12 protein-coding genes are annotated in these 24,691 nt (G+C 35.7%); 2 read left to right on the forward strand and 10 right to left on the reverse strand.

The annotated features are described in order from the left end of the window. Positions 1 to 32: 32 nt before the first annotated feature. Complete coding sequence (locus ACZ9HT_RS10755) at positions 33 to 7,115, reverse strand: beta strand repeat-containing protein (protein ID WP_476040487.1); 7,083 nt, start codon at positions 7,113 to 7,115, stop codon at positions 33 to 35. A 1,116-nt stretch (positions 7,116 to 8,231) separates the two neighbouring features. Next, positions 8,232 to 10,073: a T9SS type A sorting domain-containing protein gene (locus ACZ9HT_RS10760; RefSeq protein WP_476040488.1), complete on the reverse strand. Its 1,842-nt coding sequence runs from the start codon at positions 10,071 to 10,073 to the stop codon at positions 8,232 to 8,234. Positions 10,074 to 10,553: 480 nt separating this feature from the next. Here ACZ9HT_RS10760 and ACZ9HT_RS10765 point away from each other — a divergent pair, with 480 nt between their 5' ends. Then, on the forward strand, positions 10,554 to 11,537 hold the full coding sequence (locus ACZ9HT_RS10765; protein ID WP_476040489.1) for a lipoate--protein ligase: 984 nt from the start codon (positions 10,554 to 10,556) through the stop codon (positions 11,535 to 11,537). 159 nt (positions 11,538 to 11,696) lie between these two features. Here ACZ9HT_RS10765 and ACZ9HT_RS10770 read toward each other — a convergent pair whose 3' ends face one another. Then, on the reverse strand, positions 11,697 to 13,019 hold the full coding sequence (locus tag ACZ9HT_RS10770) for a hypothetical protein (RefSeq protein ID WP_476040490.1): 1,323 nt from the start codon (positions 13,017 to 13,019) through the stop codon (positions 11,697 to 11,699). 630 nt (positions 13,020 to 13,649) lie between these two features. Between ACZ9HT_RS10770 and ACZ9HT_RS10775 the strand changes: the two genes are divergently transcribed. Beyond that, positions 13,650 to 16,205, forward strand: a complete 2,556-nt coding sequence (locus ACZ9HT_RS10775; RefSeq protein ID WP_476040491.1) for a M4 family metallopeptidase — start codon at positions 13,650 to 13,652, stop codon at positions 16,203 to 16,205. Between the two features lie 689 nt (positions 16,206 to 16,894). Here ACZ9HT_RS10775 and ACZ9HT_RS10780 read toward each other — a convergent pair. The 7 genes from ACZ9HT_RS10780 to ACZ9HT_RS10810 all read right to left on the reverse strand — a co-directional run bounded on the left by ACZ9HT_RS10780 (position 16,895) and on the right by ACZ9HT_RS10810 (position 24,688). Then, entirely contained in the window at positions 16,895 to 18,343 is a 1,449-nt protein-coding gene (locus ACZ9HT_RS10780) for a glycosyltransferase family 4 protein (protein WP_476040492.1), read from the reverse strand. Between the two features lie 162 nt (positions 18,344 to 18,505). After that, positions 18,506 to 19,597 (reverse strand): glycosyltransferase, encoded by a 1,092-nt coding sequence (locus tag ACZ9HT_RS10785; RefSeq protein ID WP_476040493.1) that lies wholly within the window; start codon positions 19,595 to 19,597, stop codon positions 18,506 to 18,508. Beyond that, positions 19,594 to 20,484 (reverse strand): glycosyltransferase family 2 protein, encoded by an 891-nt coding sequence (locus ACZ9HT_RS10790; protein ID WP_476040494.1) that lies wholly within the window; start codon positions 20,482 to 20,484, stop codon positions 19,594 to 19,596. Before ACZ9HT_RS10790 ends, ACZ9HT_RS10785 begins: the two co-directional genes overlap by 4 nt. After that, positions 20,484 to 21,578, reverse strand: coding sequence for an EpsG family protein (locus ACZ9HT_RS10795; RefSeq protein WP_476040495.1), 1,095 nt, complete (start codon positions 21,576 to 21,578; stop codon positions 20,484 to 20,486). Before ACZ9HT_RS10795 ends, ACZ9HT_RS10790 begins: the two co-directional genes overlap by 1 nt. A gap of 164 nt (positions 21,579 to 21,742) precedes the next feature. Continuing rightward, positions 21,743 to 22,849: a glycosyltransferase family 4 protein gene (locus tag ACZ9HT_RS10800; protein ID WP_476040496.1), complete on the reverse strand. Its 1,107-nt coding sequence runs from the start codon at positions 22,847 to 22,849 to the stop codon at positions 21,743 to 21,745. Then, the gene (locus tag ACZ9HT_RS10805; RefSeq protein WP_476040497.1) at positions 22,846 to 23,883 is read right to left on the reverse strand and encodes a glycosyltransferase family 2 protein; all 1,038 of its coding nucleotides are present in this window, start codon (positions 23,881 to 23,883) and stop codon (positions 22,846 to 22,848) included. Before ACZ9HT_RS10805 ends, ACZ9HT_RS10800 begins: the two co-directional genes overlap by 4 nt. A 40-nt stretch (positions 23,884 to 23,923) precedes the next feature. Then, positions 23,924 to 24,688 carry a glycosyltransferase family 32 protein gene (locus ACZ9HT_RS10810; protein ID WP_476040498.1) on the reverse strand — a complete coding sequence of 255 codons (765 nt, stop codon included), beginning with the start codon at positions 24,686 to 24,688 and terminating at the stop codon, positions 23,924 to 23,926. Positions 24,689 to 24,691: the final 3 nt, after the last annotated feature.

A 24,691-nucleotide genomic window follows, 5' to 3' on the forward strand; every position in this document is an offset into this window, starting at 1 on the left:
GAGATTTTGGATTGTTATATTTACCCGTCTTTTTACTTGATGATTTTCTTCACCGTCACTTTTTTATCCTGATATATTTTCAAAATGTAAACCCCACGAGTTAGAAATTCCGAATGGAGTAAAGCGTTCGTAGCATTAGGCTGCGTTTTGTACATTAATCTACCGCCGGAATCATAGACCTCAACGTCGGTTATTTTTTTAGACCGCGCTTTTATAACAAAATCCTGTGCATCTTTATAAATCATGAGCTCATCTTTCACATTAGAGTCAGTCGCCAAAACAGTTTCTGGCTTATAGATAATTTCGAATCTGCCTGTGTTAGCGCCCGCTATGGTCTGAAAAGTATAGTTGCTCTCACTTAAATTCGTAATCGAGCCGTTGAGTTTATCTTTTAAATAAATATTTTGTCCACTGGCAAAAATCCCTTCCTTATCACCCAGAGCCATTGTATAATTTCCGGCAACGAAGTGTCGCGTTCCAAGCGGTATTGCATCAGTGTCAGTAAAATTACTTCTCCCATTGATAGATACGTTCTCATCTTGCACGATGCTGTAAAGCAGATCGGAATTATCTAATACTTCCGAGTCATCTGCACCGAAAAGATTGTTTCCCCCTGCAAAATAAACCATGGCAATAGTAGAAGTTATTCCAGATGGTGCTATCATTTTCAAATAATAGCGATCATCTTGCCCTTCTTTACCATAGAAGACAGAATCCGTATTAATTGCTAACCTTACATGATTCGAATATTTAAGTATTTTACCAGTTCCTGTTGCCTTCACCATAAATCCTTGTCCTATTTTTGTGATATGATTTGGTATTTTATTACCTCCAGTACAGGAGTTTCCACTTCCGGGAGCTGGTAACCCAGTTCCACCTAAACCCGCAACCGCATTATAAATTGCATAGGCATTACCTGAATAACTACTGCCCTGCTGTTCATAAGAGATATTTACGGAATTATCCCAAAACCTAAAGGTTGATTCAATTTCTGCTTTATTATCTTCATACAGAAGATTTAAATCTAAATTCGATGGATAAGGATTACCAACTAAATTATAACCGAGTAACGCACCTGAATAAGCAAGATTATAACCTATTTTACCATTAAACGGTTTTCCCTTAAAAAATGCAGTAGTAACCGCACCAGAGTTATTAGTTGGCTCCTTTACCGCCAAAGATCTGCCCGGAATATAGGCACCACTGGAATTGTAAAACCTACTGTTTGTTTCATTATGATAAAGAACGAATGGAGCTGTTACTGGAGTTCCATCGCCTTTTTTATACAGGTCAGTTTTAAGATTAACATCTTCTACGGGTGAGATAAGATAATTATATTCTTTTCTGTCGGTACTTCGGAAAGTGAGGTTACGCTTAACTAAGATATTTCCTGAGTTAATTGCAGCATCATTAAGTTGAATCAAATTACCATCACTTTCAATAATCACACTTCCATTATTTGTGATAGCATCTTTAATCGTTATACTGGTATTTGGAATCACGGTTAAAACAGCGCCATTCTTCACCTCACAACTGCACGCTTCAAGTTTCTCCTCAGCGGAAGTCGTATAACTACCCGCAAAGACTAGAGAAGTTGTCGAATTTGGCAAACCATCAATCCATGCAGTTCCATTCCAAACAATGCTTTTAATTGCGACAGTTGCAACATTAGAATAACTTTCCGCGCAGTCACCATTTTGAAGAACCGCTCTAAAATAAGTAGTTTGATTCACAGGACCAATCTTGGTTGCCGCTAAGGTCGTTGTGAAATTTGAAATATTCGTAACATTGTTAGGATTACTTTCAGTATTAGCAGTAAAATTTATATCTGTAGATTTTTGCCAATACAAAATCCTCCCTACACTTCCTGTCAATTTTAAGTCAGCAGGAATTGTATCCGCACAGATTTGTTGATTAGCATTTGATACTGTTCCCCCAGTAGAGGCAGGAAAAATCTCAACTGGGATATTTGTATCCGTTGCCGAAAATCCATTTGCATCAATAACTGTTAAAGTATAATTGGTAGTCGCTGCAACAGAAGTTGGAAGTAAAACTTCAGCTGCGTTTGGCAAACCGTTTGACCAATTGTAAGTAAAAGGTGCATCACCTCCAGTGAGAACAGCATTAATAAACACTTCAGAATTAATACAGAAATCTCCATATCCAAAAACTTCCAAAGTAACTGCACCAGCTTTCAAACCTGTGAAAACAGAAGCTTGTCCACTTGTTAATATTGCATTCGTTGCACTCAAAGTATTATTTGACAAGGTGCCAAATTTAATCCAAGGGTTTGATGCAACATTAAAAGTTCCGTTTAACTGTGCAGCAGCAATTTCAGCTTCTGCTCCAAGAACATCTAAAGGTTCATATTTTCCAGTGATCGTTGCAACAGCTCCCGTAATTCCGGTTTGAGTCACATTCCAGTATTTTCTCAAATAATTCTGAGAACTGTTATTGTTTGGATGTTTTACGTTTTTAGCATTGACTGCTACAAAGGCATTAGAAAATGATGTTCCAGCTGTTACATCTACCGTAATTGGTGCATAACTTGGTGCACCAGCTAACTCTCCAATTGGGAATTCATAACTTCCAATTCCTGTGAAAGGTCTGCGTACTACACCAATTCCGTCAGCAACAATCATGGTGTTTGTGCCAAAAGGTCCCGCTACTGCATTACTTCCAAGAGTTAAGTTTTTGTCACCAATAACTAAATTACCATTAGTAAGTGTAAGTGTTCCTCCAACAGCAATGTCTTGTGTAAGTAAAACAGCGCCTGTTTCCTTGTTTACCGTTAAATTATTAAAATTAATTGCAGCAGTTCCCGAAATGGTTTGATCAGAAATACCCGCTAAGTTTACTGTTTTCCCAGCGAAACTGATAACGTCGTTTAATTGTAAATTCCCTCTTACATTTAAAGTTGTTATTGACGGAGCAAGTGAGGTATTAGTTCCCGTCACTATTAAATTATGATATCCGCCGAAATCTAATCCATTAACATTAGGAATAATCTGATTTGGTCCTTTAAATTCAATGGTATTGGGAATTAACGTGGTAAACATAATTCCGTTATTTGTCAAAGTACCAGCGATGCTCATATAATTTCCTTCGGATGGACGAATTCCTCCACCTGCGGGAATAGTTATGTTATTAAAGGTCGTACTTCCAGAAATAGTAGCGTCGAGATTATTGAATGTAACTGTACTTGCAGTTCCAGGATTAAAAGTTCCAAAGTTTTGCCAAGCACCCGATCCAGCAGAGAGAAATAACTGAGAAGAACTTGTAGAATTAACAATACCTCCAGTTTCGATAACTAAAGATCCTATGAGTTCGGAAGGATTTAATGTGGGATCATTAATTGTCGTAGTAGCATTAGGAATAATGACTTTCGTGTTTTCTGAAGGTTTAACATTTGGCGTCCAGTTTGCAATTGTTGTCCAAGAATCACTGACAGAACCATTCCAAACAATCTGACCTATACCTTGAGTATCATCTAATGAAATATAAACTTTACCAAATTGATTTTCAAAATATTGCGCTACGTTTGCATTAGAGATTTCTACCCAGTTTTCATTAATGTTATTGCTGGATTTTCCTTGTTCAAAAGTGACAAGACCATCCACTTTATGACCCCAAAAAACTAATTTTGATTCTGTATTACCATTAAGTTCATTATCAAGATAATGCTGACGAATAATAGCTTTGGTTCCAACCGCACCCGTTTGAATAATATCAAACTGACGTAGAATTGTTCCTGCTTTCCAAGTTGGTGCAAAACCAATTATCAATTTCGCACTCATCGAAGTAGGCAGTGTTCCTGCTGGAGGGAAAGTAATTGATGAATTTGGATGCCCAAAAGTGTACAATTTATTAGTTGTAAATGAATCTCTTTTAATGATCCCCGTCACCTCACCAATACCTGAATTAATTCCATCAGGTCCCATCGTTAAGGTAAAAGCTGCTATATCCAAACTTCCTTTTGTAGCACTTGGATTTGGATTTGGTAAATCCAGTTTTCCAGTGACAGTAACATCGGCAGTTGCATTTGTTCCAGCCGCAGATGATAATGTCAGATTATTATAAGTTCCTGCCACAAGAGTTTGCGCTGCAGAAACTGCATTCATATTTAGAATACCAGTGCCTCCCCAAATTTTGCCTGAAGCAAAAGGAGTTGAAGTTATGTTTTGTGTTTGGATTATTCCATTATTCTGAATAGAGGTTAATGTCCCTAATAATGGAATAGTACCTAAATTCAATATTTGTTGCTCGTCAACAGCTAAAAGTTGGTTTACAGAAACCGCATTAGATATGGTAACTGTATTTGGATTTGCTCCAATTAAACTGAAAGAATTTAGAACATTTGAAGTTCCAAGAGTAGTTTGGTCAAAACTTAAAGTTGGATTTTTGATTCCTCTTACCACTAATTTACTTGCTGTTCCACCAGATAATCCATTCGCAGTTGTGTTTGTAACACTTCCAGCTATGGTCAAGGTTTTTTCTTTAATTGCTAATTTACCGCCGTTAAAAACAAGTCTATTTTGAACAGATAAATCATTTGATAAGTTTGCATTTCCTTGTAAAACGAAATCTTCAGCAATACCGTCAAAAGCAACTGTATTAGTCGTTGGATTTGCAATAATTTCAATATCATCAATAGCAAACTCATCTTGTGCTCCACTTCCTGAAGCTAATGAACCTGACCATCTGATGTAGAAATAGGCATTACTAGCAATACTTGTTGAGGGAACAACCGTTGCAACTCTGTAATACGCTTTCCAGCCTGGAGCTAGATCCGCTGTAGTTGGCGAAATTAGATCTACGGAATTTACAAGAGTGTATGTTCCAGTTCCATTAATAGAAGCTGTTGGTAAATAACTGAATTCAATTTTAGTAGATGAAGCTTGATCATTGTAAACATATACTTTATAACCAATATTAAAACTTGTTGCTGGAGCATTAGTCTGATTTTGGATTCTTAAAGTAATCGTTCCAGGATTAAAATCTGTTCCTCCTGGCTGAATTCCTAAAGTATAATTTTCATCTACAGCTGTACCTACATTAAACGCATACAAACCTGTATCAATCTCATCACCTTCAGAAGTACCATTTTCATAACTGCTATCTTCTGCGCTTTCTCCACCAAAAGCTATATTTCCATTTGCAAAACCTGTAAAAGCCCAAGAATCTGAATCTAATTGTCCTGGTTCTGCAATTTTTGCAATCCCACTCCCTTGAAAGGTATCCAAATTGACACCGTCAACTGTATTGTCGAAATCAATTTTATAAGAGGTATCAACAAGTTTTACTTGTAAACCCGCTGGACTATTTAAGGTAGTAGTTGATCCGACAAGACCTGAAGTACGATAATTTTCAGTTCCAGGCAAGCCATTAAATTCTACAATAGAGATATGGTATAATTTACTTGGCTCCAATCCTGTAATTTGAACAAAGTTTCCACTGCCTTTATACACAACATAGTTATCCGTTCCAATTAAAGTCCCTGTTGCAAAAGCAGAATTCGCATTGTAAGTGGTTGCGTCTACAGGAAGTCCATTCACGGCACTTAGTGGTCTAATAAGTACTATTCTTTGATCTCCGTTACCAGAATTTGTCCAACCTAGTCTAAAACCGGTTGAGGTAATATTAGTAAAAGTAGGAAGAGAAACATTTGTAGTCGGTTCGGTAGCAAGAACACGTCCAGAAAGAGCAACTAATTTTGTTGTAAGAGCGCCTGTTGTAGTGTGGGTAATATTTCCTGTATAGTTTCCTGCTGGAGCAGTTAATTTTAGTCGTGCTTTTATAGAAAGTGGTTGGCTAATTAAGACACCTGCAGAATTTGCCAATGTCTGTGCATCCGCGTAAGCACCATTGTTAACAGAAAGCTCAAAATTCACCGGTGCAGTAAGAATCGCTGATGCAGTAAGGTTGGATCCCGAAATTGTGTAGGTCTCAGTTGCAATAGAAGCAGTTCCTTGCACCGTAGTAATTAATGGCAAGTTGTTTTTAGATAATGTCAATACTGGAACTCCTGAAGATTCGATTTCAAAGTCTACGGCATTAGATATAAACGATCCATTTCTAACCGTTATCGGTACTATTCCTGGCGCCGGAAGATCAGTTGCGGGAATTGCAGCCGATATTTGCGTTGCTGAAGTATAGGTAGTAGTCCTTAACAATCCGTTCCAATACACTTTACTTGATGTATTAAATCCTTTTCCATCGACCGTTAATTGAAATGCACCGCTATTTGCGATTTTTGACTCAGGATTAATAGAAATGATTTCTGGAGCTACTACACTTACCGAAATATTATCGAAAAATGCAGTTTGTCTAGCACCTGTAGGTGCGTTCCAATAGGCTCCAGTCATAGCTAGAGATTCATTTACTAAATCTGCATTTACAATTTTTCCTTGATAAACTAAAGTCCCACTTTTAGGATCATTAAATGAGGTAGAATTATCTTTCCTAACATATAATGACCATTCATTATTTGCTGGATTATAATCTACCCGAATACTTGAATACTCTCTCCCAAAATCAGATAAACCGGATGTAGAAGAACTAAGCTTAGTATAGTAAGTTTGTATACCATTATTAAAAGTAGCAAGTCTAATTGCATCCGTAGTTCCAGGATTACCCAGCATAATTGCATAGCCTTTTCCAGTAGTTCCTGTAGATCCAGTAGTTCCTGCCAGAATATATCCGACTCCATATTTGCCATCCGTTAATCCAGCTGGATTTGTTCGAAGCTGACGCATATTAAAAGTCCAAGAAACGATACCTGGATTTTGGCTTAGAATAGGATTGTAAGAAGGCAAGAAATTTGAAGTTGGCGTACTTGCTAATATCCAACCTTTTACATTACCTGCTCCTCCAACGTCGTTGGTCAACGTCAGTATTCCACCATCTATTTTCCCGCCGAAATCGTTTCCACTTCTAGTGACGTTCCATCCCGAAGTTCCTATAGAACCATTAGTGGTGTAAGCTGAATTTTGAGGAGTTCCCGGAGCATTAAAAGTTTCTGTAAAAACAGTTTGTTGAGCCTTGACGCCAGATACAATCATCATCAAAAAGATGATTATAATGACTGAGATCTGAGTTTGTAAATATTTGATCATAATAAAAAATATAAAATTTTTAGCTTTTAGACTTCGATCTTACGCATATGATCAAGTCTAAAAAGTTCGTCGTGTAAGGTTGATGTTAAGTGAATATCGTTTTGTACAAACCTGATTGCAGATTAAGTGGAAGATCCGCTCGAAAAAAGTCATATAACTTATTGCTCAAAATTGAAACGCAATGAAGAATTATCGATAAAAAAGTAAAACTTTTTAGAATGTTTTGTGCACAATCACCTCCTGAGGATAATTGATTTTGCGGAAAAGTTGAAGATGGAGGAATATTCATATATAGCTTTTAGTTTATACATCATATTCATCATTTAGTGTTTATGATGCAAAGATATATGTTTATGGGTGACAAATAGCAAATAATATTAGCAAATAATCAAATGCTGTTTTAATTTGTTAAAAACTAACTTTCAATTTAAAAGAATCCATATAATCTCATTTTGTGCAGAACAATACATCTGAAAAATGAATCTCGTATTTCTACTTATTTCTGATTTAAAGGCGTGATGAATTTTATGTGCTTTTAATAAAAATGAGGCAAATAAGATTAAAGGATTATGAATAAAACTGGAAATATTTTGTAAAATTTTGAAGTAAGTAATCCAAAGAATGTTTGATAGAAAGCAAAAGTGACTTATTCTACAGCAAGAAAAAGAAGAAAAATCAATTAGAATCGTTAGGAGTATAGATCACGACCAAGGTAATCCTCGTTAAAGAATTTTGTAAGGATCATTAAAGTAATTTTATTTTTTAAGCACAATTGCTGGACAAATGGTAAACTTTTATATTTCATTATTAACTCTTCAAGCATCTGATAGATCGAGCTTACGATCAGGTAAATTCATTGAATTTTTTTCACCTACAAACCTCAACACACTTTTTCATTAAAGGATTTTTACCTTATCATCAAGCACAGGTAACCAATCTGAAAGCAATCACGTATTGCGTCTGCGCAAATTAAAAGGATGGTAATCATCATCATATTGAAGTATAAATGACTAATTTATAATACATAGAATTGGACGCACCTTATAAATAGTATTGAGCATAAAGTTAAACAGACGCGAAGAATTAAACTTCTTTAAAAAGCTTGGTCTATAAATATTACCTGATTATCCTTTTGGTAACCGTTGAGCTTTCGCTTTTAATTCGTAATAAATAAACACCATGAATCAGTGTCGTAACATCATATTCATAATAAGTAGAATTCGGTTTATTTTTTAGCAGAAGTTTTCCTGAGGCGTCATACATTTCCAGTTCAAGGATTTTGTCGGCGGTAGATTTTACAACAAATATATTTGCATTTCGATAAACCTGTATCATACTGCTCGGCTCTTCATTCGTTGCTAAAACCGTTTCCGGTCTGTAGATGATTTCGAACCTCAGTGCGGTGTCACCAACCGTTGATTGAAACACATAACTGCCTTGACTCAAATTCGTAATGGTCCCGTTCAGCTTGTCCTTTAAAAAAATATTTTGGTCGTTGGCAAAAATGCCTTCCGGCTGATCCAAGTTAATCGTGTAAGAACTTGCTTGAAAGAAATTCGCGCCCAATATCACTTTGTCTTCGTCGGAGAAATTCGCTTTTCTTCCCTGTATAACCAGCTTTTTCGCTGGCAAAACAGAATAAAACAGATCTGAATAATTATCAAACGCTTCTGCGTCGTAATCCTGCTCAAAATCATCAGTTCCTCCTTCCACATAACCAATCAACTGGCTGTTGATCAATTGAGAAGGACCAGTTAGATTTAACCAAAATCTATTCTTCGCCTCACTTCCTTTCTGATAAAAAGGTACTGATTCAGATACCCGAAGCCGGTTCGCTCCAAAGGAATTTTTAAAAACAAGTGATGCATTACCCGGATCAATTTTCTGAACAATAAATCCTTGCCCAACTTTTATAATACCATTAGGCTTAGGCGTTCCCGGTGGAGAAGTAGATGGAGCGCCACCTGTAGCATTCCAAACCGCATAATTATTACCGTTATAACCTGATCCACCCTGATATTGCTGGTAGGTGGCATTGGTCCAAAAATACGCAGTATTATAAATTAAAGGTTTGTTTACTGGCTGTATATTCCCCGCATACAATTCTTGAAAACTAATATTTGAGGGATAAGGATTTCCAATTAAATTAAAACCATGTGCTGTTCCAACAGGATTATCCGGTGATTTAGTAATGGGAAAATTAATATCGCCATTGTTAGGAACCCCCTTAAATTGATATTTTTTTGTGTAAGGCGAACCCAAGCCATTTTCTGCACGAACAGCGTAACCTTTTCCGGGGGTAAAAGTCACATCTCCCGTCTCGTAGAACCGATCATTAGATTCCCGGTAAGAATAGAATCTATTATTAGGTGTTTGTGGAGAAAAACCTCCTGCTCCTTTAGTCTGCTGTCCCAAAACCGGAGAACTCCAGTACACATAATCTACTGCAGCAGCCGTATTTTTAAGATCCACAATTATCCGCTCTACAATAAGAGAACCAGAATTGGTGACATTATTAAATTGAATTAAATTCGCATCAGTTTCTAAAATAAAATTATCTCCATTTCCCAGGTTCGTAATACCATCTGCAACAGTCAAAACTGCATCTCCTAAAACTTTAATCGTACCTCCAGCTTCTATCTTAAGGGTTCCATCGTTAACCAAAGGCGTTTCTGCCTCATTTGATTGAGTGATGGGATCATTACCATTCTCTTTAAAGTAATCATTATCAACAGAATTATATGCCGGCTTAAAATCTAAAATGTTCGTAGTAAAAATATCATCTCCCCTTTTACTACTATTGTTAGAACTCACGGTAGAGAAGGCAGCTAAATTACTTTTGCTTTTCTCTGGAAAGTTCTTCGATGCAGATGCAAATATTTTGTTAACTTTCTTGCCTTGAGCAGAAATAACTATCGAAAGTGGGATGCTAAATAGAATAAATAATTGTTTTTTCATAGGAAGTTCTATATTTTTTAAAAAGGCCTTACTGCTTTTGCAGTAAAATTTAAAGTGAATATTTATAACGTCTAAATCTACGATTTTTATTCATAAACATAAACGATTATCTATATGAATTACCTAATATAATTCAAATATGAAATATAATTGTAAAGTTATAACTTGTATCAAGTATCAAAATGGCCATTTAAGAAATAATTTCTTTTGAAATGACGAAAATAATTTTGTTTACGCAAAACATATTAAAAGCATCATCCTAAGAGTAGTACTGTTGAGATCTAGTTTTATTTTCATAAGTAATCCTTCGCACCCTTAGCAACAATTCATTACTTATTTTGAAATCTTATTAACGTGAGCCTCTAAATTAAATTCTATCTAGACCTGATCGTCAAGCAATCTTTAACTGAAATTAAACCCTATTTTCTCTTTTATAAAAACCTTAAAAAATTCCTGTATTTTTGTAAGAAATAACTAAACATGCTCTTGATCGACTCCCCTTCTCACGACGCTTATTTTAATATCGCTTCAGAGGAATATTTACTTAGAAAATTTCCCACAGATGACATTTTTCTACTGTATGTTAATGCTCCGTCGATTATTGTGGGGAAGTTTCAGAATACTTTGGCAGAGATCAACTTAGATTATGTGCAGGAAAAGAACATAAAGGTAGTTCGCCGAATGTCTGGCGGTGGTGCGGTCTATCACGATTTAGGGAATCTAAATTTCTCTTTTCATACCCTTTTGGGACAGAATGATTTTGGGGACTTTTCCTTTCTCACGCAACCAGTTCTCAATATCCTTAAAAAGCTTGGCGTACCGGCAGAACTGAAGGGCAGAAATGATCTTTTAGTCGAGGGTAAAAAATTTAGTGGTAATGCAAAATTAGCACGGCATGGAAAAATGATTCAGCATGGCACTATTCTTCTAAATTCTGAAATGGAAATTTTGGGAAAAGCTTTACAAGTAAATCCTCTAAAATTTATTGATAAAGCCACCAAATCAAATCGCGGCAGAGTAACCAACCTCATCGAATATTTACCCAAAGAAACCACAACAGAAAATTTGAAAGCATTTTTAACTGCAGAAATCATCAAAAATAATCCTGATGCCGAACGATATGAATTAACAAGCGATGATTTAACTGGAATTAAAAATTTAGTAACAGAAAAATATGATACATGGGACTGGAATTTCGGATTCTCCCCAAATTATAATTTTAAAAAAGCTATAAAAATTCCAGCCGGATTTATTGAAATTCATTTAGACGTGAAACACGGAATTATTGAAAAAGTCAAAATTTTTGGAGATTTTTTCGCTCCAGAACCTATTGAACTTTTTGAAGAAAAATTAATTGGTCAGAAACACGAGATCACTAATTTAGAAAAGGTTTTCTCTGAGACTGATTTAACTTCTTTCTTTGGAAAAGTGAACACAGATGAAATTTTGGGAGGATTTAAATAGAAAATTTCTACAATTCTACACCTTCTAATTAATTTGAAATTTTTCAAACTTACAACGATATCGCAAGTCAATATTTTACATAACAATTGCAAAATAAATATAATCGTAACATAAATACCATTTAATACTGCCAATTTTCGAAGCAAAAAAACCTGATTCTTACCTCATAAATAGACTTAAAGAAACTGTTAGCATATTACTAGACCCACTATATCTTTCTGCGAATACTTCTACATACTGGTTTGGCAGTAATTCTACGATACTCTGTATAGGAACTGCAACAACATCAGTATCATTATTCGTAAATATATAGGTCTTGGAACGAGGAATTACCACTCCATTTTGTGCGATATAAAAAACGTAGATACTATTAGAATTTACAGTTCCTCGAAAAGACAGCGCTGCATTAACTGTAAAGAATCTTTTTTTATTGCCTAAATAAACCAATCTATTATTAACACTTGCATCTGAGGCTCTAAAAAAATTATTTGAAACAGTAGTTCCGCTTACTTTAACAGCAGTATTAGTCGTTAGAGTAGTCGTCACTCCAGTTCCATAAGGCGAGTCTAAGTTCACATCACCTACTGCAACCGCATCGGTTTCTATAGGAATTCCAGAACTTCTGACATTCCATTTATTATTAAAGTTATAATTTGGATAACTTCCTGCACTATACCTTTTAACATATCCAGAGGTATTAGCACCCGTAAAAACAACAGATTCTAAAACAGCATCACCAGTTATTGACGGATTATCACTCACATCAAAACCAACTGCAGCTCCGTTCACCTCACTAAACCCCCCTTGTTTTTCAACTAGTTTAAAGGTTCCAGTTAACTTCTCGAAAGTTCCAGAATTATTGCCAAACCAACCCAAATTACTTAACAAAAGTTGCGTGACGTTGGTATAAGCAATACCAGTGGTGTTTCCTGAAAACTGAACAACACTTAAAAATACAAGACCAAAATTAGCAATTGACCCCACATTTACTGAGTTAGCAACAATACAATCTCTAAATATTAAGTTTTGTGCAGCCGTGCCACTAAGATTGAATATTTTTCCCGCAGTAGAAACAAGGGTCAACCCTTTAATTGTACCACCTAAACCTCCATCAAAAATATTTCCAGCTGCCACAATACGATCATCCCCAGAATCCAAACCTTGCACATAAGCATTATTCAAATCGATTGGTTTGTCCAAATTAACAGTGCCGTTAATTTCATATAATGTGTTGGTTTTTAATAGATACTTGGACCCACCTCCCGCAGTAAGTTCAGCTGCTAAAACAATAGCTAAAACATCAGTAGATTTTATCCTCTTGAAATTTGTTCTACCATTTACATCACTGCTTATTCTGATCCACGTTGTAGTGGTTGTATCATAATAATAAAAAGCTTTTAAATCTGTATCAAAAACAAGTAATCCGTTTGCAGGCGCAGAAATTCCGGTTCGCTGCGCAGTTGTCATTCTGGGAGTCAACATTCCTTTCGGAGCATTATTAAATCGAACATCTAATGCAGCCGACGGATCTATTGTGGTCGTATTTACACCGATTTGGGCAAAATAAAACGTGCTGGAAAAAAGAGCTAAAAAAAGTAATTTTAATGATTTCATAAAGATGACAGTTTATAGTGAAATTTGTATCGAGTAACCGAAAAGAGATATTTATGACGTAAGATCAATTATAATCATCATACTTTACCGATTATATCAACATAATAAAATATGTGTATTTATTTTACAAATGTATATAAATTATTTTATGTTGAGCATATTAGCACTATTTTTTTTTAAAATATTTTTAAACCGCATTGTTAATAACACATTAAGTAATCCGCAATCACAATACGTGAGAAAATTAACAGTAAATCATCTACAAGTTTTTTATAATGCCAGAATATAAAAACATTCATAATTCATTATGCAGCAATTATTAATAAAACACCATCTTCAGGTAGATTATAAATTTTTAAATTTTATTCGAAAAACCAATGGAGAACTAGCGAATCGGACATTTTTAGTAAAATTAAATTCTATAGGGAATTATTTTCTTCAATAAAATAAAGCCAGTTTCTCACAATGCATTATATTTGTAACAAATCAATAAATTTTATGAAAAGAACACTATTATTCGTTTTCGCTTTATCTTATGCTTGCGGTTTTGCACAAGACTCTAAAGAATTGACAAAGCTAAAGCAACAAAGTAATGCTATGGTAACCATAAGCAACAGTACTTCTAATCCGAACTTTATGAGGTTCGAAAATGCAGAAGGTCTTCAATTAAAAGCATCAAATCCTAAATCAAAAGTTGAGGAATTTTTAGCTTCCAATTTCAAAGCCTTTAATTTGAAATCTGCGCAGGACCTGGTTTTTGCAGAAGAGAGCACAGACAATTACGGTCTGAAAAACGTAATTTACAGACAAACTTTTCAAGGAGTACCTGTTTACGACGGTCTTTTGAAATTTCACTTTAATGAAAAGGGACAATTATCCTCTTTAAATGGTAATACAATTTCTAACATTAAGGTAAGCACACGACCCTCTATTTCCCAGTCAGAAGCAAGTTCAATTGCTAAGAATTTAGTAGATCAGCAAGGTCTGAACGTTTCTAAGATTCCATTACAAATTGGGATCAACAATCTTTTAATTTTTCCTAAAAATCTGGTACAGGGCGGACAAGTCGTTCCCTATTTAGCTTACCAGATCGAAGTAACAAACAAGAGTGAAGTACGGGAATTTCTGTTTATCGACGCTCACACCGGAGAATTGATCGATCAGTTCACAGGAATCCATCCAATTGAAAGAAAATTGTATGAAACCAGCACCAATGCTTCTAATTTAAAATGGAAAGAAGGCGACGCCTTCCCCGGAACACTCGATAAATGGCAGCAGAGTGAAGTAGTAACTTCGGAAGACGTGTACAATTTCTTCAAGAATGCCTTTAGTTACGTGTCTTACAATAATGGAGATGCCACGATGATCACGGTAAACAACGATCCTAATATTAGTTGTCCGAACGCCAACTGGAATGGAGTAACCGCAAACTACTGTACCGGAACCGCCGCAGATGATGTAGTGGCTCACGAATGGGGTCATGCTTATACCGAATATACAAGCGGATTAATTTATCAGTACCAGTCTGGTGCGCTGAATGAATCTTATTCTGATGTTTGGGGAGAAACCATCGATCTTTTTAATAATTATATGGATGAGGGTGAAAATGTAGATGTTAGAACTACAACAACCTGTTCCGGATCTCAACGCTGGAAAATGGGCGAAAAAGCAACGGCTTTTGGAGCTCCGATCCGCGATCTCTGGAATCCAAAATGTAACAACGATCCATCGAATGTTTTAGATACTTCCTATTATTTTTGTGGGACCAATGATTCCGGCGGCGTGCATACAAATTCAGGGGTAACCAATCACCTTTATGCTTTGCTCGTAGATGGCGGAACTTTTAATGGCTATACTATTAACGGGATCGGCTTCGTAAAAGCTGCCCATTTATGGTGGAGAGCGCAAAAGAATTATTTAACACCAACCAGTGATTTCTCTGTTTTCGCAGATGCTCTTGAAGCTTCCGCGAATGATTTGATAGGAATCAATCTGCAGGGATTATCAACCGATCTAATTCCTGCCGGACCAAGTGGACAATCCTGGGCAGCGAGCGATCTTCAGAATCTTTCAAACGCAATATTGTCTGTACAGTTAAGATCTGTGCCGTCACAGTGTAATTATGTTCCCATCTTAAAACCTACGCCGGAATTGTGTTCAACTGCAGTAACAGGAGCTTTGTTTACGGAAGATTGGGAAAATGGTTTAGGAAACTGGACCGTTAATAATGTTCCTACTAATCCTTCGTCCTGGGAAAACAGAGACTGGACGATTAAAAGCACTTTACCAAAAGGTAGAACCGGAAAAGGAATTTTTGGAGCAGATCCAATTAATGGAAACTGTACCACAAGTTTGCAAAACGGAATTTTACGTTTAGAAAGTCCACTAATTACGTTCCCAACTTTTACAGCTGGCATTTACCAAATGGCATTTAATCATTACGTAGCTACAGAAGCGAAATGGGATGGTGGAAATGTAAAATACAGCCTGAATGGCGGTGTGTGGACCATTGTTCCGAAAACAGCATTCAGTCAAAATGGTTACAACACCAGTTTAGACGGAACATCACAAAGTGATAATCCACTGAAAGGTCAAGCCGCATTTACCGGAACCGATGGTGGTTCATTAAGCGGAAGTTGGGGACAAAGTGTCATCGACCTCTCAAAAATCGGAGTTAATTCCGGCGCAAATATCAAGTTCAGATTCGAGATCGGAACTGATGGCTGTAACGGCGTTGACGGTTGGTATTTAGACGAGATCTACGTTTATAACTGTGAGGCACCAATACTTGCTGTTGAAAATTTAGGAGCAAATAATGGTCTTCAGGTTTTCCCAAATCCAACTTCGGGAATATTAACCATCCAGAATAACAAACAAACGAAACTGAACACGGCGCAGGTTTATTCTGTAACCGGACAGCTGATCAAAAGTTTTAAACTGGAGGGTAACACCAAGAATTCGATCATCAACATTAGCGATTTTGCCAGAGGAACTTACATTATTAAAGTAAATTCCGAGACAGAAAGCACGAGTGTAAAAGTGATCAAGAAATAGCAAACTAAAGATCCTTCAATTTGAAGATCTAAGTACTTAATGATGAATCCGGAAGAGGCAACTTTTCCGGATTTTTTTTGTGGACTGAAAGTAAATACTGAATAAAATAGTCATGGTGAACAATTCAAATCAAATTGACCGTTAGGATGAGATACTTAACCGATTTTAGAAGTATTTTCAAGCAATTGTGAGCAAGACGGATTCATTGCGTCTGACTAAAGTTTTTTTTAAGTATTTAAAAATCTTTCTGGAATAATGTAACATAATAATAATAATAATAGATATAGAAGTTGAAGGTCGACAACAATTCCATCTTTTGGCGTATAGTAAAATTTACTTCGAAAAGCGTGGCTCTCCACAAATAAATTTGCTACTTACTTCTCTATTAAATTAATAGACAGCGCTCAAATTTCTAAGAGTCAGGAAGGATTCACATTGCTACTTAAATTTTTGAAGGAATCGTAGATGTTTAGAAAGTAATTACAAATAGGGAGAATGATGCGCATTTTGACACTTGATAGCTGGAACAATTGCAGTTATATCATTGTCGGGATGCAATCCGTTTTCACTATTCTTTGTTCAGGAATAAAACATTTCAGAAATTGGACTTTAAAATTTTTAGCTCTAAAAAATAAGTGATTTAAATTCAGAAAACTATTTAGCAAAAGAGTGTAGGCACCAAGATTAGATTATTTTTCAAGAAACCGGTCATATTCCTGACGTAATTCTTTCCAGATTTTTTGGTGGGAATAACGCTCAATAATTATTTTTCTCGAGCAGGATTTCATTTTTTGTGTTAATTTTTTATCGGTAAGCACTTGCATCATAGCTTTTTTCAATGATTCTTCTGATTTTGCCGGAACAATATGACCATTTACCCCATCTGTTATAATTTCGTTACAGCCATTAATATCCGAAACGATACTTGGTAAATTCATAGCTCCAGCCTGTAAAACAACATTCGGAAAACCTTCCCTGTAACTTGGTAAAATCAAACAGTTACTAATGGAAAGATAAGGCCGTACATCCTGTACGTAACGCGTAGTAATAATCTGAGGGTTATTTTCTATTTCAGAAAGAGTAATGTTTAAAATGGGATTTAAATGCTGCTCCATAGGACCAACCAACAATAATTTTATATTTGGATACAAGGATGTTCTACCGGAAATCGATGAGTATGCACAATCCCGATCATTTTCAACACTGCCATAGAATTCAGGCTTGCCGGTTGAAGGATATGAAGAAGATTTGTCATCGCTTTTGTAGATCACCTTTCCCAAACGGTGCCTTATTCCCAATCCAGTTACGGATGGACCGTTGTAATAACTTCGGCGGATGGTATCACCGACAATTGCAACGGTAGGTTCTTCTGAATCAAATTGAAGTGGAATAATTTTACCTTCTGTATTACTTTTTGCCGTATTTAATTCCTCCGGAAATATTTTTAGATCACCTAAGCTCTTAAAAGCTGATACCAGTTCATTAATACCTTTGTCTTTAACAATCCTTCCTAAAAAAATAAATACAAAATCATTTTCTGCAATTCCAAGGTTTTTTTTGAGAACACCTTTTTCTAAAGATGAAAATTGATCCGGATCAAAATGGGAGAGATCAATACCATTAGAACTCCCGTTACCAATAACCTCCAGTTTAGACGCTCTACAAAAGTTTTCCTGCAGAATAATTTTCTTGAGTTCTAGGGAATTAGGATAAACTTTGGTACAGAACCGATAAATTAACCGTTCTACTTGAGAAAGCACAATTCTTTTAACTCCTGTACTTTCGAGGAGCGGAAGACCTGCAACAGTATGCATGCGAACGGGAACACCTGCAAAAAAAGCAGCGATCATTCCCACCAAACCAGCTTTAGGAGTGTGAGAGTGTACGATATCCGGTTTCACGTTCCGGAAAAAGCGATACATGCAGTATATGGATTTTAAATCTTTAAAAGGCGTGATTGTACGGGTCATTTCGACGGCATGATGCTTGATCCCTAAGTGATCGGCAACAATTTTGAGTTGAGGAGCATCTGAGGAGACCGCGGTGACCTCGTAGAACTCATTCATATAGCTGAGCTGATTCCCCAGGAGTTTCTCCATAGAAAGGGGAACAGAAGTTATTCTGACTAGTTTTTTCACTGAGTTTTTGAGTTAGTAGTTTTTTAGAAGTCTCAAAAATATATAAAAAAACTTTAATCATTCGGTTAAGCACTTATTATATCTATTACTATTCCGCACTATTATTATTAAAACGACATTGCACAATTTTTGGAATTGATTAATTTAAAGTCCGGACAAGTTTCAACTCACCAATTCAGCGTACAATCGGAGGTGTTGTTCTACCATAAACGCGATATCATATTTCTCGGCTCTTTTTTTACATTTCAACGAAATCTCTCTATAGTGTTCTTCATCTTTAATAAGCTTCAGAATTTCCTCTGCCAAAATTTTCTCATCACCTTTCGGAAAAAGAATTCCGGCACCACCAACTACTTCTGAAAGTCCCGGAACTTCACTTGCAATAAAAGGTTTTTCTGCAGCCATTGCCTCGATCGCAACTAAACCAAATCCTTCATAGTTCGAACTTAAAATTCCAATGTCTATAGAATTTACAAGGTTGGGAATATCATTTCTATTACCCAGAAAGAAAACACGGTTTTCTAAATGTAAATTCTTCACCAGATCTTCACAAACTTTCCGTAGTGTTCCTTCACCCGCTAGAATAAGCTTCACTTTTTCCGGCAATAGTGGTAATGCTCTAATTATTGTTTGTTGGTCTTTCTGCTCTCGAAAAGAGGACACTTGCAACAATATAAAGTCCTCATCTGCTAAATTGAGATCAATTGATTTTCTCGCAAGGGCTTCGGCATTTGATATTTTTAGAATATCGACGCCATTATTGATGACAGTGAGTCTACTTGCAGACAGGTCTGTTTTCTGTAATACCTCTTTTTTAACTTCTTCGGTAATGCAGATAATGTGGTCGAAAAGGGAATAAATTTGACTATTCACCCATCTAAATTTTTTATTTCTAAATCTTTTATTGGAAGTACTGTGTTCCGTAAAAACCAACGGCGTTTTGGAAAATGAAAGTTTTTTTGCCAATATTGAAAAATACGTGGCGGGGAAAAGATGCGCATGAACAAGATCGTATTTTTTAAAATACGGAATGAGTTTCAGTATAAATTTCAATTGGTAAGGGGAGGAATTTCCAAGCGTGAAAATTTCACAACATTTCAGAGCTCTTAATTTTTCCAGAAAAGGGTGCGAAGTTCCGTTGAGTAAAAGGACATCGGCTTTAATTCCCTGCTCATTGTATTTCGGCAGGGTTTCCAAAATCAATTTTTCCGCCCCACCCGTTGCCAGGGAATTAATGACGTGCAGTACTTTCATGGTCTCTTATGAGTTTTTAATCGGATATACAAATGAAGTAAGATCCCGGCAGGAATACTTCCTAGTATGAGAATCGAATTTTGCGTCGTAAAAATTTTCTTAAAATCGCCTGTAAAAAAAGTGCTGGATACAAGGTGAATGCCACTTTTAATTTTCTCCTTTAAATTAATTTTGGAATTCAATTTTGCCCTTCTCATAAAAGCAAATCCCCGCGGATTACGGCGGTATTGTTGCAGCATATTTTTGGTAGACCCATCGTCCTGATATTCTACCAAACATAAAATTTCATTGAGGGGTTGAAGATAAAAGTTTCTATTTTCCGCTTCCAACGATTTATAGCTTAGAGGCACTAATCTCTCCCCTTTAAAAATGGGATAAGGCGGAAGGCTTTTCATTATTAATGTTTTATAAACCAATTTTTTATCACCTGTAATGCCATGCACACTAGCCAACTCCATCATTTTTACTTCAGTTAAAAACTCCGGAATTTTTTGACCTAAGATATTTCCCTGCAAATCGGCATCTAGGCCAACCAAACCGTAACATCTTTCATCAGTCACTTTCTCGATTTCCCGGTTGATGATTTCCACCGCATTCCGGGTCACTTGGTCATCGGAGTCAATACAGGTATTCCAAGCCGTATTTATTTTTTCGTAGGCTAAATTATGAGCAGAATGCATCCCTTCATTTTCTTTGTAAAAATAAAGGATTTCAATTTCATTTTCCGCTCTAAATCTTTGCACCAATTCTTCAGTTCCATCGCTGGAACCATCATCAACGACCATCCAGATAAAATCTTTATTGGTTTGAGATTTTAGACTTTCATACAACCGTGGCAAAAGATATTCGCGGTTGAAAGTAGGCGTAAAAATGGTGAGATTTTTCATTATCCTTTTATAAACATGAAATAGGTGAACAGATAGTAAATTGCGATAACAGCACCAACCATGCGGTACTGATTTGGAAAAATTTTATAGCGTAATAGTGGATAAGCAATCACGGGTGCCATGAGAAACCAGGACAGATAAGCAAACCTGTTGGAGAAGTTGGCTCGGATCACCAAAATCCAAAAAGCATTAGCAATCATGTAGGTTCCCCAGAGATGAATATAAAATTGATCGGTCACTTTTTTCTTAAAAATAAAATACCAGCCCGCAAAAGCAGCAAAGGAGGAATAGAACAAAAAATCCCACCGAAATCCTGTATAGGCGAAGGTATCATTGTTAACGTTTCCTCTTGTTAAATAATCTTCGGCACGCGTATCATCCCCAAAGCCTAAGCCTCCAAAAAAGCTTTCCCAAAATCCACCACCAATTAAAGAAAGTGGAATTGCTGCCAACCAGATATAAAGGTAGACTTTTGGATTTTTATAAAGCCCAGAAACCGCAAAAGCTGCGATTGGAATAACAATCGAACTGTGCATTCCAAACGCTAAAGCCATTAAAGCATACAGCAAAATTTTACGCTCATAAAAACAGAGCGCCAAAATAAAAAGCGAGGTTCCCAAACCATTTCGAATCCCATTGGTACCAAAAGGCCAGAACATATAAGATCCAACAAAAATAAAAAAGACGAAATACCAGTAAGAGCCACAATATTTTTTAGAAAAAACATAACACGGAATAACATAAATGACCGCGCAGAGAAAAAAGAAAAAGCGGTCGCTCATTATTTTCGTGGAGGCGATGAGAAAAGAGTTAAAGAGATAATCTTTGGTAATAACAGGCACTTCACCTGCAGCCACCCGATTATAAAACTTGCCATAGGTTCCCATATCTCCGAAGGTATAACTCACCGGCCTTGTTCCCAAATAGAAAATCATCAGGACGAGTAAGGTGAAACCCATGCCAGCCGAAAAATTTTTGGTTCCGGGATCAAACAGATCATTTTGGTAAGCATGAAATAACGTGATGAGCATCAGAATCATCAAGATGTTGTAATAAATCGCAGTGTAATTGCTTAAGGGAATCCAGTCGAACAAGAAGTGTTAGGTGTTAGGTGTTAGGTGTTAGGTGTTAGGTGTTAGGTGTTAGGTGTTAGGTGTTAGGTGTTAGGTGTTAGGTGTTAGGTGTTAGGTGTTAGGTGCAAATTTAATCATTTCGACATAATTCTTTTTTATTCTTGCGGTGATGATTTAAAAAAAGTCTATAGCAGCGACTCAAACAATTCTTCCCACTGCAGCATTACCTTCTCAATATTGAAACGTTTTACGTTGTTGATTCCTTTTGCGCCCATTTCTTTACGCATTTCTACGTCACTCATTAAAAATTTTAATTTCTCCGTAAAAATATCTAAATTTTTATAAGGAATGAGAAAAGAATCTTCCTCATTTTTCAAAATATGTTGTGGACCCGTTGGACAGTCATAAGAAATTACGGGCAAGCCGACCGACAAAGATTCGAGCAAGACCATAGGGAAACATTCAGTTTCGGAAGTCATGGCATAGATGCTGTAGTTTTGCATTTCTCTTTTGAGATCGGGAGAAATTCCTTTGAATTTGATTTGATCTTCTAAACCGACTTCGCTGATTTCCTGTTCTAACTGATGTTGCGTTCCTAAATAATCTTCGCCAAAAAAATGGACTTCCCAATCCGGAAACTCTTTATTAATTCTGGAAAAAACTTTGATGAGGTCTACGAAATTTTTAACAGGTGAAATTCGTCCTGCAGCAATTATTTTCTTGGAAGAACGACTCGCCCTCTCTCCCGATAATTCCGCCGGATTTGGTATAACGCTGATCTTCATATTATTATAAAACGGAATTTCAGATGAATTAAGCACTACGATCTGATGGTATTTTTTTTCAATGCGTTTATCTAGACGATGCAATAATTTCTTTTTAAGAGTTTGTTTTTGCTTATCGTAAAAATACCTTGATCCATGAAACTCCTTGATTTTTGGAATCTGCTTTTCTAAATAGGGAAGAAAATAAAAATCGGGTCCAAAACTGGAACTGATGATCACATCAGGTTTTAGCTCTTGAATCATCTTTTTTAAAGCGGATCGATGGTGAGGAATCTTTTTTACATTATCCGGATGATAATAGCTTTTGGCAATATCATAATTCACCTTTAAATCAACTAATTTTATTTTATCACTGAATGGATATACCGGTTTATGATTTTGCTGTCTGTAGGTAACAATAGTAACCTCATCAATCATTACCTCCGCTAGATAATTCGCTTTTTGTGAAAGTACTTTTTCTACACCACCATGCAGAAAGGTTTGATCTGTGAGATAAAGAATCTTCATTTCAAAAATATTTTCTTAATTAAAACCTTTAAGCGGGTATTATAATTTTTTTTTAATTCTGCCTTCAATTCTTCATAGTTCGCCATGTCTTTATTAGTTAATAAGTTGTGTAGTATTAGACTTTCTGGGAACAATTTATAATTTTGGTTAAAAAGAGTTGACTCTCGGATCTGTCGTGAAACTTCAAAAAATTCCTCTTTAGATTTATTATATTCAATTATTTTTTTTAGAAGGTTGATAAGAACATTTTTAATTTCTAATAAAAGATATTTTTCATTATTAGATAATCCATACCTTCCCAACAAAGACTTCCGTAAATCATAAACTTTAAAATAGCCTTCAATTGTTTTCTGTGCGTCAAGTTTTGATGACAGACCGCCAAACCTTTGCGAATAGATGATTTCTTTGATAAAACATATTTTTTCAGCTTGTGGAAAGAGCTGCATATTAATTAATACATCCTCCATAAAGTTAACTTTTGAAACGATAATTTCTGATAAATCAAAAGTTTTTCTTCGATATAATTTCCCCCATGTTGTAACTGGAAAATAATTAATTCCAAAAAAATTCATATAATATTTTTGCATAAACCCTGCGTTATCTATACAAAAATCGTTATAAAACCCATTCTGCTTTTTGTAAAATGGTAATCTGTGAAAAAACTGTTTTTCAGAGTTGGCAACCACAATATCTGCGTTGGAATGAATTATTGATTTGAGCAGCAATGCAATTGCCGTCTTTTTATAAGCGTCATCGTGGTCCAGAAACATAAAAAAATCTCCGGATGCATTCTTGACGCCTGTTATTCTTGCTTGCTCTGTACCTACATTTGCCTGATTGACAAGTTTTATTCTTTGATCTTTTGCAAGCAAATTATCACAAATTATTAACGTTTCATCATTATTAGAACCATCGTTAATAAGTAAAATTTCAAAATGCTGATGTGTTTGATTTAAAATTGAATCTACGGCTTTATATAAAAATACATCTGAATTAAATACAGGAATAATAATAGAAACCAATTCATTCTTCATTTTAATTCTTTTAAAAGCTCATATGTCTTTACACCCCACATCAATGTTTATGTAATCCAAAAAAGTTTATAACAATATTTATGTTTTTAACCCCAAATATTGTCATCATCTTTCTCTTAATATTAGGAATGAATTTTCGTTTTCCAGGAATCCAACTCATGGCGAAATGATGGATGGCATGAGTATTTTTTGTCTTTTTGATTAAACCGCTTCCCATATTTTTTGGACTGAAAAAATCTTCTTCAAAAAGATAAAAATGTGATTTGTAATTTACATTTATTTTTTCAAAAATTTCTTTCTCAGTTGTAACTACAATTTTCCTCTTATGCTTTATAATATTGTTCATCACCTGAGGCATTGTGACCATTGCAAAACTACCATCACTATTGATAAAAGGTTTGTCAAAATAAGATAAAATATCCTTTAACCAATCAGATCCTTTCTCAGATCCTAAAACAGCTGCTTCGATCCAGTTGCCGCCTTCTGATCCTACAAAATATGGCAGATGGAGGAGATCATCAAACTTTTTAATTACTTCGACATCCGTATCTAAGTAAATTCCACCATATTGATATAAAGCATTAATCCTAATATAATCAGCTGCAAAAGCATATTTCTTAGTGTCGAATGCTTGCTTCACCCATAATTTATCACCTACGTTGTCTTTATGCAAATCCCAAAGTATAAATTCATAATCCGGTAATTTATTTTTCCAGTTTTGAATATACCCCGCAATATCTTTTGGAAAAGGATCTTTACTAAGCCAACAATAATGGATGATTTTAGGAATTCGTTTCTGGGTCATTTT

This window comes from Chryseobacterium sp. UYP7, from assembly GCF_056279225.1.